Source organism: Flammeovirga yaeyamensis, assembly GCF_018736045.1.
GTDB classification, from domain to species: domain Bacteria; phylum Bacteroidota; class Bacteroidia; order Cytophagales; family Flammeovirgaceae; genus Flammeovirga; species Flammeovirga yaeyamensis.
Genome location: NZ_CP076132.1, coordinates 4,940,001 through 4,957,206 on the forward strand (window position 1 = coordinate 4,940,001; position 17,206 = coordinate 4,957,206).

Annotated in this window: 17 protein-coding genes and 4 tRNA genes (1 of these 21 running past the window's edge); 5 read left to right on the forward strand and 16 right to left on the reverse strand. The window is 35.1% G+C overall.

Going from position 1 to position 17,206, the window contains the following annotated elements; genetic code table 11:
- From egtB to KMW28_RS28665, 4 genes are all read left to right on the forward strand, one after another.
- Positions 1-321: the 3' end of an ergothioneine biosynthesis protein EgtB gene (egtB, locus tag KMW28_RS19640; RefSeq protein ID WP_169667268.1), read on the forward strand. Its footprint begins 843 nt before the window's first position; 321 of the gene's 1,164 nt are visible here — the last part of the coding sequence; its start codon lies beyond the left edge, outside the window; the stop codon is at positions 319-321.
- Between the two features lie 24 nt (positions 322-345).
- Complete coding sequence (gene egtD / locus KMW28_RS19645) at positions 346-1,284, forward strand: L-histidine N(alpha)-methyltransferase (RefSeq protein WP_169667266.1); 939 nt, start codon at positions 346-348, stop codon at positions 1,282-1,284.
- Positions 1,285-1,377: 93 nt separating this feature from the next.
- Positions 1,378-1,842, forward strand: coding sequence for a DUF4268 domain-containing protein (locus KMW28_RS19650; protein ID WP_169667264.1), 465 nt, complete (start codon positions 1,378-1,380; stop codon positions 1,840-1,842).
- A 284-nt stretch (positions 1,843-2,126) separates the two neighbouring features.
- Positions 2,127-4,301, forward strand: coding sequence for a PKD domain-containing protein (locus KMW28_RS28665; protein ID WP_169667262.1), 2,175 nt, complete (start codon positions 2,127-2,129; stop codon positions 4,299-4,301).
- A 79-nt stretch (positions 4,302-4,380) separates the two neighbouring features.
- On the opposite strand, the gene KMW28_RS19660 is transcribed toward KMW28_RS28665, so the two are convergent.
- The 11 genes from KMW28_RS19660 to KMW28_RS19710 all read right to left on the reverse strand — a co-directional run bounded on the left by KMW28_RS19660 (position 4,381) and on the right by KMW28_RS19710 (position 10,757).
- Positions 4,381-5,898: a SulP family inorganic anion transporter gene (locus tag KMW28_RS19660; protein ID WP_169667260.1), complete on the reverse strand. Its 1,518-nt coding sequence runs from the start codon at positions 5,896-5,898 to the stop codon at positions 4,381-4,383.
- 292 nt (positions 5,899-6,190) lie between these two features.
- Positions 6,191-7,162, reverse strand: a complete 972-nt coding sequence (pfkA, locus tag KMW28_RS19665) for a 6-phosphofructokinase (protein WP_066211680.1) — start codon at positions 7,160-7,162, stop codon at positions 6,191-6,193.
- A 62-nt stretch (positions 7,163-7,224) separates the two neighbouring features.
- A complete protein-coding gene (gene proC, locus KMW28_RS19670; RefSeq protein WP_169667258.1) occupies positions 7,225-8,043 on the reverse strand; it encodes a pyrroline-5-carboxylate reductase in 819 nt (272 codons plus the stop codon).
- Positions 8,044-8,169: 126 nt separating this feature from the next.
- Positions 8,170-9,165, reverse strand: a complete 996-nt coding sequence (gene ftsY, locus KMW28_RS19675; protein ID WP_066211676.1) for a signal recognition particle-docking protein FtsY — start codon at positions 9,163-9,165, stop codon at positions 8,170-8,172.
- 307 nt (positions 9,166-9,472) lie between these two features.
- Positions 9,473-9,625, reverse strand: coding sequence for a DUF4295 domain-containing protein (locus KMW28_RS19680; RefSeq protein WP_084005937.1), 153 nt, complete (start codon positions 9,623-9,625; stop codon positions 9,473-9,475).
- Positions 9,626-9,627: 2 nt separating this feature from the next.
- The gene (gene rpmG, locus KMW28_RS19685) at positions 9,628-9,810 is read right to left on the reverse strand and encodes a 50S ribosomal protein L33 (RefSeq protein WP_044212429.1); all 183 of its coding nucleotides are present in this window, start codon (positions 9,808-9,810) and stop codon (positions 9,628-9,630) included.
- A 46-nt stretch (positions 9,811-9,856) separates the two neighbouring features.
- Positions 9,857-10,093, reverse strand: coding sequence for a 50S ribosomal protein L28 (gene rpmB, locus KMW28_RS19690; RefSeq protein ID WP_066211674.1), 237 nt, complete (start codon positions 10,091-10,093; stop codon positions 9,857-9,859).
- A 213-nt stretch (positions 10,094-10,306) separates the two neighbouring features.
- Positions 10,307-10,379 (reverse strand) — tRNA-Thr (locus KMW28_RS19695).
- Between the two features lie 62 nt (positions 10,380-10,441).
- A tRNA-Thr gene (locus tag KMW28_RS19700) sits at positions 10,442-10,517 on the reverse strand.
- A gap of 48 nt (positions 10,518-10,565) precedes the next feature.
- Positions 10,566-10,638, reverse strand: a tRNA-Thr gene (locus tag KMW28_RS19705).
- A 46-nt stretch (positions 10,639-10,684) separates the two neighbouring features.
- A tRNA-Thr gene (locus KMW28_RS19710) sits at positions 10,685-10,757 on the reverse strand.
- 126 nt (positions 10,758-10,883) lie between these two features.
- On the opposite strand from KMW28_RS19710, the gene KMW28_RS19715 reads away from it, so the two are divergent.
- Complete coding sequence (locus tag KMW28_RS19715; RefSeq protein ID WP_169667256.1) at positions 10,884-11,591, forward strand: TVP38/TMEM64 family protein; 708 nt, start codon at positions 10,884-10,886, stop codon at positions 11,589-11,591.
- A 57-nt stretch (positions 11,592-11,648) separates the two neighbouring features.
- On the opposite strand, the gene KMW28_RS19720 is transcribed toward KMW28_RS19715, so the two are convergent.
- The 5 genes from KMW28_RS19720 to KMW28_RS19740 all read right to left on the reverse strand — a co-directional run bounded on the left by KMW28_RS19720 (position 11,649) and on the right by KMW28_RS19740 (position 17,173).
- Entirely contained in the window at positions 11,649-12,530 is an 882-nt protein-coding gene (locus tag KMW28_RS19720; RefSeq protein ID WP_066211670.1) for a hypothetical protein, read from the reverse strand.
- Between the two features lie 95 nt (positions 12,531-12,625).
- Entirely contained in the window at positions 12,626-13,843 is a 1,218-nt protein-coding gene (locus tag KMW28_RS19725; RefSeq protein WP_066211668.1) for a CHASE2 domain-containing protein, read from the reverse strand.
- Positions 13,844-14,008: 165 nt separating this feature from the next.
- Positions 14,009-14,194 (reverse strand): hypothetical protein, encoded by a 186-nt coding sequence (locus KMW28_RS19730; RefSeq protein ID WP_169667254.1) that lies wholly within the window; start codon positions 14,192-14,194, stop codon positions 14,009-14,011.
- A 120-nt stretch (positions 14,195-14,314) separates the two neighbouring features.
- Positions 14,315-16,552 carry a WG repeat-containing protein gene (locus KMW28_RS19735; RefSeq protein ID WP_169667252.1) on the reverse strand — a complete coding sequence of 746 codons (2,238 nt, stop codon included), beginning with the start codon at positions 16,550-16,552 and terminating at the stop codon, positions 14,315-14,317.
- Positions 16,553-17,173: an NUDIX hydrolase gene (locus tag KMW28_RS19740; RefSeq protein WP_169667249.1), complete on the reverse strand. Its 621-nt coding sequence runs from the start codon at positions 17,171-17,173 to the stop codon at positions 16,553-16,555.
- Positions 17,174-17,206 lie beyond the last annotated feature (33 nt).

Here is a 17,206-nt window from a genome sequence, read left to right on the forward strand (position 1 = left end):
CACATCAACTTTTATGAAGCAGATGCTTTTGCACGTTGGAAAGGCATGAGATTACCCACAGAATTCGAATGGGAAATCGCCGCCAAACAGTTCCAATGGGGCAAACGTTGGGAATGGACCAATAGTGCGTACCTTCCTTACCCCGGTTTTAAAACTGCAGAAGGTGCCTTGGGTGAATACAATGGAAAATTCATGATCAACCAAATGGTATTAAGAGGAGGAAGTGTTGCTACTTCCCCAAACCATAGTCGTATTACCTATAGAAACTTTTTCCACCCTCACTTTAGATGGCAATATACCGGAATACGTTTAGCCAAGTAAATTAACTCATTGCAACCAAAACTTATGATTACAGAAAAGACATTATTCGCTCAACATGTTGAAAAAGGGTTATCTGCTCCTTCCAAGTTTTTATCTTCTATGTATTTCTATGATAAAAAAGGAGAAGCTTTATTCCGAGAGATCATGAATCTTGAAGAATATTACCTTACCAACAGCGAAATGGAGATATTGATGTTTCAAGGACATGAGATCGCTCAATTACTAAAAGACGAGGAAGTAGAGATCATTGAACTTGGCGCCGGTGATGGTATTAAAACTAAAGAGCTATTACGACATTTTGATAAAAAGAATACCGTTTATCGTCCTATCGACATCAGTGAACAAGCTATTATTGATATATCGAAAAAAATGTCGGAGTGGATTCCTAATCTTCAGGTAAAGGGAGTATGTGGGGATTACTTCAAAATGCTTGATCAATTAAAAAGTGATGCTAAGAAAGTCATTCTCTTTTTAGGCTCTAACCTTGGCAATATGAGCGATGATCAGGCAAAAGGCTTTATTCATCAATTAAACAATGTCATGCAAAAAGGAGATCAATTGATGTTGGGCCTTGATTTAATCAAATCAAAAGATATTGTTCTCCCTGCCTATAGCGACAGCAAAGGGATTACTGCAGAATTCAACCTCAACCTATTGGATAGAATTAATAAAGAATTGGGAGGAAACTTCGATAGGACACAATTCGAACATGTGGCCACATATTCCGAACATGAAGGAATTGCCAAAAGTTATATCAAGAGCAAAGTTGATCAAACGGTCACTATTGAAGAAAACGAAAAGTCGTACCACTTTAAAAAGGATGAATTAATACATACTGAAATTAGTAGAAAATACGATCTTGATATCATCAGAAATATTATTGAAGGAACGTCTCTACATTTAGATTATCAGTTTACCGACAACAAACAGTATTTTACAGATCTTGTTCTCACAAAAAAATAATTTGATGAGTCAATTAGTTGTCAACAAAATTTAGAGTTTTTGATCGATCCTTCTGAATGTATTAACTTTGTGATCCTTTAAAATTTTATATAAATGTTTAGTAGAGAGGAACACTCAAGATTAAGGGCTGCATTCTGGACTCAATTCGGTCAGTTGATGAAGCCTTTTAAATCAGAAGAAGGAAAGAGAATTAATTGGACAAATTATAAAACCGGAGTAAAAAGCGTGTTTTTTAGAATGGATGCCGATAAGAAAAAATGCGGCGTCGGTATTTATCTCACACACAAAGATCCGGATATACAGCAACTCATTTTCGAGCAATTTGAAGAAATGAAAAGTTATCTTCATAGTGTGCTGGAAGAAGAATGGGAATGGGAACTTCATACAAAAAATGAAATGAGACAAACCATTTCTAGAATTTATATTGAGAAGGAAGGAGTAAATATGTTCAAACCAGAAGACCAAGCTGACATCTATGAGTTCTTAAAACCAAGAATGTTGAAGCTGGATGAATTCTGGAGAGATACGAAAGAAATCTTCGTGGATTTATCGAAATAATTCTTCTGTAAGGAGTAAAAAATAATAATGAGTCATTCTTTTAGTACTAAAGAATGACTTTTTTATATCCTTAAAGAACCAACTCACTGTAAACGAATCATTTGTTTAATAACCTATATCTCATTATGTTTGTGCTGAACATTGTTATTATAGACTTCCCCGAATCAACCAGTATTATTTTTTCATCGTTACTTTATTTACGCTTTTTCTCACTTCAATTTTTTACAGTAATGTTCATGTGACCGATTCGGAAAAGAGGTCTTGCTGCTTTTTGAACAAACATTATGAAAAACTACTTTATTGCTTTATTACTTTCTCTATTTACTCCATCCTTAATTGCACAAACCACCTTAGAGGGTACTTATACCATTGGGGCAGATGGAGACTTTGCTACTTTAAAAGAGGCTGCAGACACATTAAACACTTATGAATTTTCTAATGATGTCACTCTATTAATACATGAAGGAGTATATACAGACAGTTTCATTTTAGACAGTCTTCAAACCAATGGATATGGCCTCTGTATAAAATCAAGTGGTGAGGGGGAAAACACCATCTTAATTCCTAAGAAATCAGAAGATGATTATTTAACGGGAATCTACCTAAGAGGAATTGATGGATTATCTATCAGTAATCTGACCATTAAAAATGATTCGATCAATCAGGTGAAGTTAACTCAAACTCATCTAGTCGAAAACACATTAAGTATCGATAGTTGCTCGAATATCCATATTCAACATCTTTCGATGACATCGGATACAATAGGTACAGAAGAACCTACTATGTTCTTTGCTACTTCTAATCTTAGATTAAGATTGGTTCATGATGTATTGATTGACTCCTCTTATTTCTCAGGAGCAATGTATAACATTACTTCCGTTTTAAAGGATAGCTCCACCAACATTGAAGTTCGAGACAATGTGTTCGAAAACTCTTATTATGATGTTCGTTTTGCCTATCAAAGAGGTAAAGGATACAAAGTATATAATAACGATTTTCTTACTAGAAGGAGATTTGGCTCAGGCTGTCATCTGCAAATAGTAGGAGAAACTGATTCTTATCCAGATAGTGATACATATACAGGGGATATCAGTATAAAACACAATTACTTTAATGGAATAGGTTCTGAAGGAAATACAAAATGTATCTATTTGCAGTATATACAGGATGCAGAAGTCGAACAAAATGAAATGATCGGTGGCTACTACGGAATGTTTATCCTCTATGGGGATTCTGTTATATTGAATAGAAATAAAATCACTACCACCGTTTATACGGGTATTGAATGTGGAGCAATCCATAATTACTTTATCACTAATAACACCTTCATTTGTCATAATTCGGCTTATGCGATATACGATCAATACACTTATGATAAATTGATTATCGCCAACAATACGTTTTATAGACAGGAAGTCCCTACTCACGATTACTCTTATACTTTAAGAATTAGGGATTTTGAAGGTGACTCTTTAGCTATAGTTAATAACTTATTTTCGGCACAAGACACAGTCGCCGGATTTATGTACTTAGAATATTTTGAAAAAGACCTTTCCTCTCCGAATTATCTAATTGACTACAATGGCTATGTGATGAATTCATCAAATGTAGAAGCGAAATCGATGATGCGACTTCGAAGAGTAAATATTAAAGGAGAAACTGATGGAGATACCACTATAGTCAGCTTCAATGATTGGCAAAACTTCCTTCCAAATATCGCTCAACACTCTTTTCTATTTGATACTGATATTTTTGAGGAATTACCTATAGCAAGTACCGATGGAGACACCTTCGTACAGACTGCAGATTTTCATCTTAATAATGGATTTGATTTTAGAAAAGGGTTGTTTATCGATCGTATAAAAACGGATATCGATGGAGATCCAAGAACAGCAGCTAGCGGGCTTGATGTAGGATCCGATCAATATCACTTAGCCACTGATATCGCTTTCGAAACCTGTGACGAGGATATTACTTTTGAAACATCAAATGCTACGGATAAAATAATATCTTATTCTTGGGATTTTGGTGATGGTACTACTTCATCAGAAATCAACCCTGCCCATACTTATGAGGAATTAGGAGAATATACCATCACTTTAAAATATTGCGACGCGGATACTTATTGCGACAGCACTACTTTTAAAGTCTCTATCACTGATGAAGGTTGTAAATTTGTTGAATCACCAACGAGCATAGAATTAAACAATAGTTCAATTGTGATTTATCCTAATCCTTCAAAAGGAAACATTCAGATCAGTAGTTCAATGCTGTTAGATGATGTCGATGTACAGCTTATCGATTTATCGGGAACTGTTTTATATAGAGAAGAAGGGCATCTTCATTTTTTAAGTGCGGATATCAGTAAGGTACTTTCTCAGTTAGAAAACGGAATGTATATCATTAAAGTGGATGATGGTGAAAATCAGTTCAGCAAGAAAATCATTCTGGGGAAATAATATTTCGATACGATGAAATAAAAAAAGGCAATGAAGAAAACATCTCCATTGCCTTTTTCTATTTGATATCACTTAAGAATTAAGCATCATAAACTACTGAGTAGTGGGGATCGTGATCGTGGTCAATTTCCACATGCGATTTTGCTTTATCCAATAAAGCGATACAATCTTGAGACAAATGAATGAAAGTAACTGTCTTTCCATATTGCTCATACTTCTCGTTAATTTTATTGATCGCTTCAATACCTGATAAATCTGCTACTCTAGACTCTGTAAAATCTATAATTACTTCTTTAGGATCATTTTTGAAATCAAACTTCTCGAAGAAATTCGTTGCTGAACCAAAGAATAATGGGCCGTAGATCTCATAATGTTTTCTACCGAACTCATCTGTTTTCTTTCTTGCTCTAATTCTCACTGCATTTTCCCAAGCGAAAGATAAAGCCGACATAATAATACCAATCAATACTGCAACCGCTAAATCTTCAATAACTGTCACTAATGATACCGTAATTAAAACGACAACATCTGTTTTTGGTACTTTATTTAAGATACGGAAACTAGACCACTCGAATGTACCGATCGCTACCATAAACATTACACCTACAAGAGCTGCAATTGGAATTTGCTCGATAATCGATGATAAGAACAATACAAATGACATTAAGGCTACTGCTGCAATAATACCCGACCATCTTTTTCTAGCACCTGATTGAATGTTGATCATCGACTGACCAATCATAGCACAACCGCCCATACCTCCAGTGAAACCAGAAATAATATTGGCAACACCTTGAGCTACTGATTCTCTATTGCCACTACCTCTAGTCTCTGTGATTTCATCAATTAGTGTTAGCGTTAATAAACTTTCGATTAGGCCTACACCTGCTACTTTCAAGGCGAAAGGTAAAATGATCATTAAAGTTTCCATGTTCAATGGAACATCAGGGAAAATTAAAGAAGGCAAACCTCCTTCAATAGAAGCCATATCACCAACAGTTGGTGTGTCAATTCCAAAACCAATAGCAATACCTGATACTAATAGGATCGCCATTAATGGAGAAGGAACTACTTTTGTCAATTTCGGGAAGAATTGGATCACGACCATTGCAAGTACGACCAGTCCTAACATCATGTATAAAGGTGCACCAGATAAATATTCCCCGTCGACCATAAATTGACTGAATTGTGCTTTAAAAATCACAATGGCCAGACCATTTACGAAACCAAGCATTACCGGGTGGGGAACCAAACGGATAAACTTACCTAATCGTAAAGCACCTACTAAAATTTGTAAGGCACCACCTAATATAATTGCGGGGAATAAATAGTTAATTCCTTTATCAGCAATTAATGGCATTACTACCACAGCAATCGCACCTGTAGCACCCGAGATCATACCCGGTCTACCACCACCAACAGCAGTTACGAATCCCATAACTACCGCTGCATATAAACCTACTAGCGGAGAAACACCTGCAATGAATGAAAAAGCAATAGCTTCTGGCACCAAAGCAATAGCCACTGTTAAACCTGAAAGAATTTCAGTTTTAAAATCAGACGCATTGAGGTTACTGACTTGAACGTTTTGTTTCATTGATAAATTCCAGAACGGAGTTGTTGAAAGTTTATGAAGAATGTTTATCAATTTCTTATCAATTCACCAGTAAGTTCTTGATAAGGAAATTAGTTTTTGATGATTGAAAGTAACACAACAGTAGTAGATGAGTCATCATCAAAATTATAGTGAACATCAACATAAAAAATTTCTTTTCTAGCTGATATTGAGTTCTTTTTATTACACAAAAAAAGAATGAACGCAAAACTAGTTGTTTCTACGTTCATTCCCAATTTTTATTCTAAGTAATAAAACTTAAAGCTAAAGATGATTAGCTATTTAAGATTTCTACCATTTTATTTAACTCTACATCAAGAGGTTTTTTCTTGTTGATAGCGTCATCGAAAGATGTGTAAGCGATTTTATCATCAATTACACCAGCCATAACGTTTGATTTTCCAGCAATCAAACCTTCAACTGCAGCAATACCCATACGGCTTGCTAAGATTCTGTCGATTGCACTTGGAGAACCACCTCTTTGAATGTGACCTAAGTTAGATACTCTGATGTCAAGGTTAGGCATTGCTTCTTTTGCTTTTTGAGCGATAAAGTGAGCGTTACCGATTTCCTCTCCTTCAGCAACAACGATAATATGAGATGGTTTTTCTTTATCACCACCTTTTTTCAAGTTATCGATTACTTCGTCGATTGAATCTGGAATCTCAGGAACCAAAATATCTTCGGCACCACCACCGATACCCGATTGCATAGCGATAAAACCTGCATCACGTCCCATTACTTCTACGAAGAATACACGGTCGTGAGATGCTGCTGTATCTCTAATTTTATCGATTGCATCTAAAGCCGTATTTACTGCTGTATCAAAACCGATGGTGTAATCAGTACCATAAAGGTCGTTGTCGATAGTACCCGGGCAACCAATTGTAGGAATACCGAAGTCTTCCATCAATAATTTTGCACCTGTAAAAGTACCATTACCACCAATGGCTACTAGGCCATCAATACCTTCTTTTACACAGTTTTCGTAGGCTTTTTGTCTCCATTCTTTTTCTCTGAACTCATCGAAACGAGCAGACTTAAGAATAGTACCACCTAAACCAATAATATCAGAAACAGAATGAGATTCCATTGGAATAAAGTCAGCATCTGCCATACCTTTATATCCTCTACGAATACCTACTACTTCTAATCCATTGTAAAGTGCTGCTCTAACAACAGCTCTAACACAAGCATTCATTCCTGGCGCATCACCACCAGATGTAAAAACGGCTATCTTTTTCACTTAATTACTGTCTAAAATTTATATATCGAATATCTTCAAGAACTGCAATTCTTGAAATTTAGTTATTTACGGTCAAAATCATCTTTAATTACATCTATTGCTTTAAAAGAGGTTTTTACTCCTTTAATTAAAGATGAACTAAATCCTTGATGCTCCATTTCATTTAACCCTGCAATGGTACATCCTTTTGGAGTGGTTACCTTATCAATTTCATGTTCAGGGTGATTACCTGTTTCCATTAATAAAGATGCAGCTCCTTTTACGGTTTGTGCTGCAATAAGTTGAGATACTTGTGCTCCGAATCCAATTTCGATTCCACCTTGAGATGCCGCTCTAATAAAACGCATCGCATAGGCAATACCACAGGCACCTAATACAGTTGCTGCAGCCATTAGGCTTTCATCTATAATAATTGCTTCTCCTAATTTACTAAAAAGATCCACAATCATTTCCTTTTGTTCTTCGGTACCATTGTCAGTAGCGATACAAGTCATTGATTCGCGAATGGCAATAGCGGTGTTGGGCATCGATCTAAATACAGGCTGATCTTTTCCTAACACCTCCGACATATCATTTAGTGATACTCCTGTTACGACCGAAGTGACCACTTGGTTACTTTTTAAATGAGGTTTTATTTCCTCCATAATCGATTTAATTTGGAAAGGCTTTATGGCCAAAACAATTAAATCTGCAGAAGTGACTGCTTCTGTGTTGTTACTGCTTACCTGCACACCTAGGTCTGACAGTTTTTTCAATAGCTTTACATTTCTTCTCGTAACCGTTAAATGCTCAGCGTTAATGTAATTACTCGCAATGAGGCCCTCAGCAATAGCTTGTCCCAGGTTTCCTCCACCGATAATAGTAATTTTTTCTGGCTTCATTATACTAGTGATTGTTAGTTCTAAACGACCAACAATTTACGTTATTTGTTTGGTTGATGAAGCCTTTTTAAGGTATTGTTCATAAAAAAAGTCATTCAATACTACATGGAATGACTTTTTTATAATCTATTTTGTGTCTGTGGCATCTCTACCTCCGAAGAGCGATTCCACAAATTCCATTTTTCTAAACGCTTGCAAGTGGTCTATTCCTTCTCCTACACCTATATATTTCACAGGAATTTTAAATTCGTCTGAAATACCAATCACTACACCACCTTTAGCAGTACCATCTAATTTTGTGATGGCCAAACCAGAAACTTCAGTTGCTTTCATGAATTCTCTCGCTTGGTTTTGTGCGTTCTGACCTGTAGATCCATCAAGTACCAAAATCACATCGTGAGGTACGCCCGGCGCGACCTTCTGCATTGATCTTTTGATTTTTGATAACTCGTTCATCAAATTGACTTTATTATGCAATCTACCAGCGGTATCTACAATAATAATATCAGCATTTGATTCTACCCCTTTCTTCACCGCTTCGAAAGCTACTGATGAAGGGTCCACATTCATACCTTTAGCAACCACTTCCACTCCGGTTCTTTCTCCCCAAAGTTTTAGCTGATCTACAGCTGCAGCTCTAAAGGTATCGGCAGCACCCAATACTACCTTATATCCTTTTGCTTTAAACTTCGCTGATAGTTTACCAATAGTTGTTGTTTTACCAACACCATTTACACCTACTACCAACATCACATATGGTCCTTCGATACCTTCAGGAATAGAAAAACCATCAACATCCTCACTTTTGTTTTCTCCTAGTAAAGAAGCAATTTCTTCGTGAAGGATGGTATTTAATTCTTTAGCATCAACGTATTTATCTCTTTCTACACGCTCTTCAATTCTATCAATAATTTTCAGAGTGGTTTCAACACCCACATCTGAAGTCACTAATATTTCTTCAAGATTATCCAGTACATCATCATCTACTTTTGATTTACCAGCTACTGCTTTCGTAATTTTATCAAAGATAGATCCACGAGATTTCTCCAACCCTTTATCCAAGTTGCTTTTTTCCTCTTGACTGATCTCACTGTTTCCAAAAATTTTCTTAAAGAAGCCCATTGTTATGATGCGTATAATTCGAAATTAATAAAGACGTAAATTTCCGTGCTTTCAAATGCGAAAATAACGTTATAATTGTTAGAATCCCAATACTTTGAGTGATACTAGACTGTACGAAGAGTTGTCGATACATAATTCTTAATCATTTAACAATGATTTACACAACAACATTCCCTACATGTATTTTAATAATCAGTTGGTTTGAGATCTTTTTTATTCACTTTATAATGCAAAAAAGTGAATAAAATAAAAAACCCCGCAATCATGTTGCAGGGTGTTTTTCGAAAGAATAAGTTGTTACAAGTAATTACTTAGCTAAGTAATCTTTTACTTGATCTTCCATGATAATCTCTTCTTTAAACGTGTATGCACCCGTTTTTGGAGATTTCACAGCTTTCACTACTTTAGCGTATTTTACGCCACCTTCTTTCTTAAGTGTTGCTACTACTTTCTTAGCCATAATTACTTAATTTCACGGTGAATAGTGTATTTCTTTAGAACCGGGTTGAACTTTCTTCTCTCCAAACGATCTGGAGTGTTCTTACGGTTTTTTGTAGTGATGTATCTTGAAGTACCTGGTTGCCCAGATGCTTTGTGCTCTGTGCACTCAAGAATCACTTGTACTCTGTTGCCTTTCTTAGCCATGACTTATTTTTTGTGGTAAGTGATTACCAAGTTAAACCAAGTTTAATTAGAAAGTTTTACCTTCCTTACGTGCTTGTTTCAAAACAGCTGAAATACCGTTTTTGTTGATTGTTCTCAAAGCACTAGTTGAGACTTTAAGCGTTACCCAACGATCCTCTTCAGGAATGTAAAAACGCTTCTTGTGCAAGTTAGGATAGAACTTACGTTTGGTCTTATTGTTTGCGTGAGAAACATTATTACCAACTCTCGTTCTTTTTCCTGTAATATCGCAGATTTTAGACATCTTTATATATATTTAATTAACGAGTCCGCAAATATCTGAATTTTCAACTAAAAGTCAAACAATCAGACACTTACATTATCATAAGTTTCAAAATCATTAACGATCAGGAGATCATCAGAATGTTTATAATAAAAAAAACCTTCCATGCGACGTGAATAAACAAATTCTAGAAATTGTAAACTCAAAATCGACAAAGAAGGTTTCAATACTATGAGCCTCCTATAGGAGTCGAACCTACGACCTACTGATTACAAATCAGTTGCTCTACCAGCTGAGCTAAGGAGGCAATACATATTTCGTCTTTAACCTAGCGCCGAGTTTGTTTCCAAACTGCCTAACTCCAAGACTTGGAGCCTCCTATAGGAGTCGAACCTACGACCTACTGATTACAAATCAGTTGCTCTACCAGCTGAGCTAAGGAGGCAATTTCAAATCAATCCACACGTCTTGTGAATGTTTGAAGAAAATATTGAGCCTCCTATAGGAGTCGAACCTACGACCTACTGATTACAAATCAGTTGCTCTACCAGCTGAGCTAAGGAGGCTTATATTTAATATTTTAATTATAATTGCACGTTTTGCAAAAATTTGAGCCTCCTATAGGAGTCGAACCTACGACCTACTGATTACAAATCAGTTGCTCTACCAGCTGAGCTAAGGAGGCTTTTTGCTTTCAGAAAGGAAGCCCTTTCCATTAAAGCGATGCAAATATAGATTCTTAATTTTTATTACACAAATCTAATTTGTTTTTTTTTACTTTGCAGCACTACAATTGACAGTTATTTAGAATATGAGTACAAAATTTAGAGCCATAAAACGTTTTTTCAAGCAAAATGCATCCTCTTTTTCCGTTGGAGGAGGCTTTAGTATTTTGCCCATTATTTTCAGCTCTACTGTACTCAGTTTAGCCTATGCCTATGAATCTGAAATCATGTCGTTCGATTGGAGAATGTGGATACTCGTTTACATAACTACCTGCTTTACAATGGCCTTTGCAATAACACCAACTACACTTATAGCTATTTTATCAGGTTATTTTTTAGGATGGATTTCTCTAATCGGGTTGGTTCCTTCTTATTTAATGGCTGCCTTTATTTGTTATCAACTTATTTCTTGGGTTGATCATGGAAAATTTTCTAATTCTATTAAAGAAAATAAAATTGCTATGGCTATTGTCGACACCGTTCATCAATCTCCACTAAAAATTGTCATCTTCACTAAAATTTCTCCAATTCTTCCTTTTGCCTTAAGTAATATGTTGCTGGCATGGGCTAAAACTCCTATTAAGCAATTCTTATGGGGATCTTTAGTAGGAATGCTCCCGAGGAGTATCATAGCAGTATGGGCAGGTAAGACACTTGTAGACATCACGCATATATCAGAAGGAGATTCTACTCAAACTTATCAACAAGTAGTTATTGGTTTGTTGATTATCCTTTCGATCGTTGGACTAACGAGTTCATTTAAAAAGAATATTGAGAAACAGCTTCATAAATAGACATAAAAAAAGTCATCAAAATTATATTTGATGACTCTCTAAGGATGACGTTATTTTCTAGCTTCCATATCTCGATTGGAAATCTTGATACATTTTTGTGTATTGCTTATCTCCATTAGATAATGCAATTGCTTTTTCATATGCTGATGAAGCGTTCACAATAAAGCCTTTATCTTCATAATATTTAGCAAGGATCAAGTGACCAATTGCTGTATTGTTCTCTTTTAATTGAGCTAACTCTTTATCAGTTTCTTTATCCTCTCCCATCATATACACTTGGAAAGCGTACATATCTGAAGATATTTTATGGTTAGAAGCATCTTCTACATAATAGAATAAATACTTTTGATCTTTCAACTTAGCATCGTTTAAGTCTAATTTATAAGATGTCCCTTGCACATCGTCTTCAACAAGAACGTGTTGCTTTCTATCTTTAATATAGATTTTAAACTTATCATTTGATGAAACCCCTTCTTTAAGTGCCCAAGTTAATGTTACCTCCGATTTGATAGCATTAGAGTTAATTGGAGCATAGAAATAAATAGGTTTTTTCTTTAATGATCTTGTAACTGAACCATATTTCGCTTGTGATGAAGTTTCTCCAGATGAACCTGTTAATTCATCTTTAATAAAATCTACATATTTAGAAACTAGGTCGTTATTTTTGTTTGATAATTTCTTCTCTAGGTCGTTCACTTCAAAAGAACCTTTTTTAGTAAGTTCTAAAGTTCCACCTGCAATGTAAGCTAATCCTAAATAAGGGTTTGTCCCATTCACTTTAACTGAGGCATTAGACACAAGCATATCACCAACATTGACTTTTTTACCGTCTGATGTGATCTCTCCCTTCGCACCTAAAACCATAAACTTAGCTTCTTGGGCATTGACATATGTAAAGCTTAGAAGTAAAAGAAGAAAGCTGAGTAATTTGGTTTTCATAATTATATATTTTATCTCAAGAAGTCCTAAAACGTGGATGTAGTTATTAATACGGTAAACTACATTAAAAGTTATTCACAAATTACGAAAAGATCCTATTTTTTCAATTTATCCTTTGCTTTGTACAAAACCCTCAAAATTATTTCTGCGAATATTTCAATTAAATCACCGGATAATAATATAACAATAAATAGAAGCGTAAAGTTCGCTATGTACTTAAATTGACCATATAAATAGATTGTCAAAAACATCACAATAATTGCCTCTATTAACTGTATAGACTTTGTTATAGCATTATACCAAATCGCTAAATTTCTGTTTTCTACAATCCAAATAAATATGATTGCATTGAAATAACATACAAGAAAAGCCAATATATAACTAAAGCTATCCGACATTTCATCTACATAATTCCCATCTAAAATCATAGAAATAATATTGGCATGAACCACTACTCCGTACATGTCTGGGTAACCTCTACCTACAGAATTCTTATTTAATGGAGTAAAGAACTTATCCGCATCCCAGTGTTTATCTCTGTAACCGTCTCCCATGTACCCCATTAAAACAATTTTATCTTTGACTAATTCAAAAGACTTTTCGGGGTCGTTAAAATCTTCAATATCTAGCTTAAAATAGAATTTCTGATTCCCTTTAAAGAATATCGTTTCTTTTTCATTTCCTCTTTCCAAAAACTTTTTAGTCTTTTCTGGAGCAAACTTTTCAGCCAATTTTACCGCCAAAGCATATTCTCTTTCTCCATTGATATCTACATATACAGGAAAATCTCTCCAAGTAGTAAACTCCTCATCCGTTAGGATACCTGTGTAAACATGTGCATGATCTGTTTTGGCTGCAAAAGGGGCATAAGGTAGTTTTAATGTATCGAACTCATTGGTTTCTACATTCCAATTATCAGGCATTGTGGCCATCACAAAGGATTTCCCCACTTGATTCAATGCTTGAGCAAGCATAAAATCGCCGGCTGGATTTTTGGGTCTAGGTCCAACAAAAGTGGCATCAATACCAATTACTTTAGGTTTGTATTGATTTATCCTCAAGATCTGTTTTGCAATACCTGCTCTATCTAAGTTACCGATATTTACAAGTACAACATTGGGCTCGAACTTAAAACCTTCATTTGCTTCTGCTTCTGTATAGTAGACATCGGTTAATTCGAAGTTTTCAAAAACTTGCTCGAACACATTCACTACTTCCACCTGAAGGTTGGAAGCCTGTAATAACCATAGGAAAATAAATATGAAAACAGTTCCTAGAAATGCTTCTTTATTGAAAAGTCTAATCTTAGTCATAAGAGATTGTCATAGTAGTTTTTGCTTATAAAAAATACAAGCAAGAGAAAAAAAGAATGCCTTTGTTTACTTAACGCAAACAAAGGCATTTTTCATCTATTAATAAACTATTTATTTCAGTTATTTTCCTATTTCTGATATTTTTAAAGGATTTATTATTTTCAATTATTGAGATAATGAAAAAAGAACATTCCCTTCGGTATATTTTTCAACCAATACTCCATCCTTCAAAACTTCCATTTGATGATCATCGACTACTTTATTTAGTGTCTGATGATTTTTTACAGATCCAAATAAAACTCCGATTGATAGAGTAAATAGTAGTGAGAAAATTATTTGTAGAAATCGCATAATATTGTGGTTTGTACCTTCTATTATACTTGGCCTAATAACATTTCGTTCCTATTTTTATACAAACATATCTTAATCACTATCTGATTATCAGAATATTACAATTTATACAATTAGGCTTTATTTCATTAAAACTTCCTCTTTTGTGGCCTTTGATTTTGTGAGTTCCACCCACTTTTTATTATCAAGTAATTTGATTTTTTGATACTGTAACGACCATGACGAAAAACCATCAATTCTATCTAAACCAAATAATCCATGCTGCTCAACAATAACGTAATCAATTCCTAAATCATCAATTTCTTGATATTTACCATAAATACCTTGAACTCCTCCAGGCTTGTAAATCCCTTTTTTTCCGCCTTTCTCCCACACATACCAATTATTGTAAGGTGTTCTTTCTATGTTTTCGTACTCAAACGGAATAATTACTTTTCCTTCCGAATTGATCACCCCCCATCGATTATTCTTTTTAGCTTTAGCCATATTCTTTACCAACGGAAATAAATCGTCGTATCTAGGCTGTAAATAGATATGATCGCCTTTATTGATAAAACCCCATCGATTATTCAGTTTAAAAGGAGCCAATCCTTCAGAGAATTCTTTTACATCTTCATACTGTACCGTTAGACGCATTCTACCTAAGTAATCCATAAATCCGTAACGACCTCTTTGTTTTACTTTGGTAAACACTTCATGAGGTTCTCCTACTTCATCGTATTTTGCATAGGCATCACGTTTCGGCTCTCCCTCAAAATTATGAACATCCTTATATAGCCAAGTACTGTCAATGTACATATCTACTCTTCCTTCAGAAAGGTGATCAAATTTTAAAGAATCATAAGAAGTACTCAAACACAGCTCACCTTTATTGGTCAGTAATCCGAATTTTCCTCCTTTTTTCATAATCACATACCCATCTTCGAAATATTCCACAGTGGCATTATCAGAACGATACCACTCATAGCCGTCTACCGATAAGGTACCCCACATCTGATTATCTTCAAAATAAAACAGTCCTTCTGAAATGGTTTTTAATCGATCAATAATTGGCGTTATCACCCAATTTTTATTTAAATCGATTACACCATAATAATCATCTGTTCGTACTACTGCGTAAGGACCAACAAATGATTCCGCATCCGAAAATTTAGGAGAAATCCATTCTTTTAAATTGCTATCTAAATAACCATACTTTCTCGCCTTTTTCACCAAATATTTTCCTTGAGAATACTCCCCCACCATATCGTAATTATGGTAAGTGAGGTTCTTTCCAGCTTCACTATAAATATCGGTAAAGTTGTTTTTATCTAGGGTCCAGAAGTGGCCCGTAGGCATTCTCTTTACATTCTTAAATTTGAGGGGAATAATCAATTTACCTTTAGTATTACACACCCCATAGGTATTTTTCTTTCTGATGATGGCCAATCCATCTTCAAAATCTCCCACTTCATCATATAAATTGAAGAAGATGTTTTCCCCATTCAATCTTGCAATTCCTACTTTATGGTCAACATAATACCTTACTAGAGTATCTGATGCATAACTGAGGCTATCACAGTTCCAGGTAGAAAATTTATCTCCTTCGATATCTCCTAAAATCAATTCTGGATATTTATCGACAATTATGGTAGAATCTGTAAACGAGAAGGATTTATACTTAATATCAAATACTTTTTCTGAAGTCTCGTTCAACATTCCTTTTCGGCCATTCTGATCAAGTATTAATTTCTTATGCTTATGGTTCCAAGTCCAATCAGAATATTCTTCATTAGCATATAATTTCCCTTGATAATCGACTAAATGCCACGTTCCTTTTTGGGTCATTGCTGCTAGCAGCTGAGTTCCTGCCCACTTTATGGATATATATTCGATAGGGAGAATCACATCACCTTTAGGATTAATCAAACCTTGTAAACCATTATTTGTCACTACATACAAAGGCTTATTTCCTGCTAGAGACCTCATCTTTTGAAAAGTCAGTGGTATCACCTCCTCACCTTTCGTATTGATGGCTCCAAATCTTCCATTATCTGCAACGATAGACAAACCGTCTGAAAAATAGTTGACTTGATCATACTTAACTGGAGTAACTTCTTTACCTTTTGTGTTGATCACTCCCCACTTTCCATTTCTGCTCACTCCAACTACGTTGATGTACATCAATGGATCACTATCTGGGTTAGCATCATCCGACCACCCCATATCGTCGTAAGGTTCCGGAGTCAGCACTTTACCTTTTTTATTTACTAACTGATATCCACTTTCTGATTTTACTATTTGTTGTGCATTCAAAGTCATGGCTTGAAGTACTAAAAGCAGCACACCCAGTAAAAATATATTTCGTCTATTTGTCATTTATTCGATTCCGCATTGTAGTAAAACATCCTTAATGGACTTGTAGGTATTCTTCCAAATTGTCGTTTTCACCTGGTCTTTAGGCATCCATATGATTTCTTCAATTCCTTCCTCTTCTTGAGGAATAGCTTTCTGATTTTCTAAATCAGAACGCATCTTAAACCAATATGTATGCTTTAAAATGTGTTTACCCTTATAAATATAGGTATGAAACGACTCAACTATAGTTGAGTAAATTGTGGCTGAAATACCGGTTTCTTCTTTCACTTCCCTTTCAGCACATTCCTCAATAGTCTCTCCTTTATCCAAGTGTCCTTTGGGAATATCGTACACTCCATTTCTTTTGATGATTAATAGTTCATCTTTTTCGTTATGTACCACACCACCTCCGGCAACTCTTACCTGAAATTTATCCAGTAAGTCTGTTTTTGTTTGATTGTAATTCGTTGTGTAGAATATATATTTCGGAGCTCCAGCAATATTTTCTGATGCAGCTGCAAGATATCTCGACCAAACAGTTTCTGCAGAAGCGTTTCCATAAATCACAAAACGTTCTTCGTTTGGGTGTTTATCGTTTTTATCTCTTATTTCAAAAGATACCTTTCCTGTATAAAATTGCATTCCGAACTTTTTTATGTTGACTTCAAAAACTGA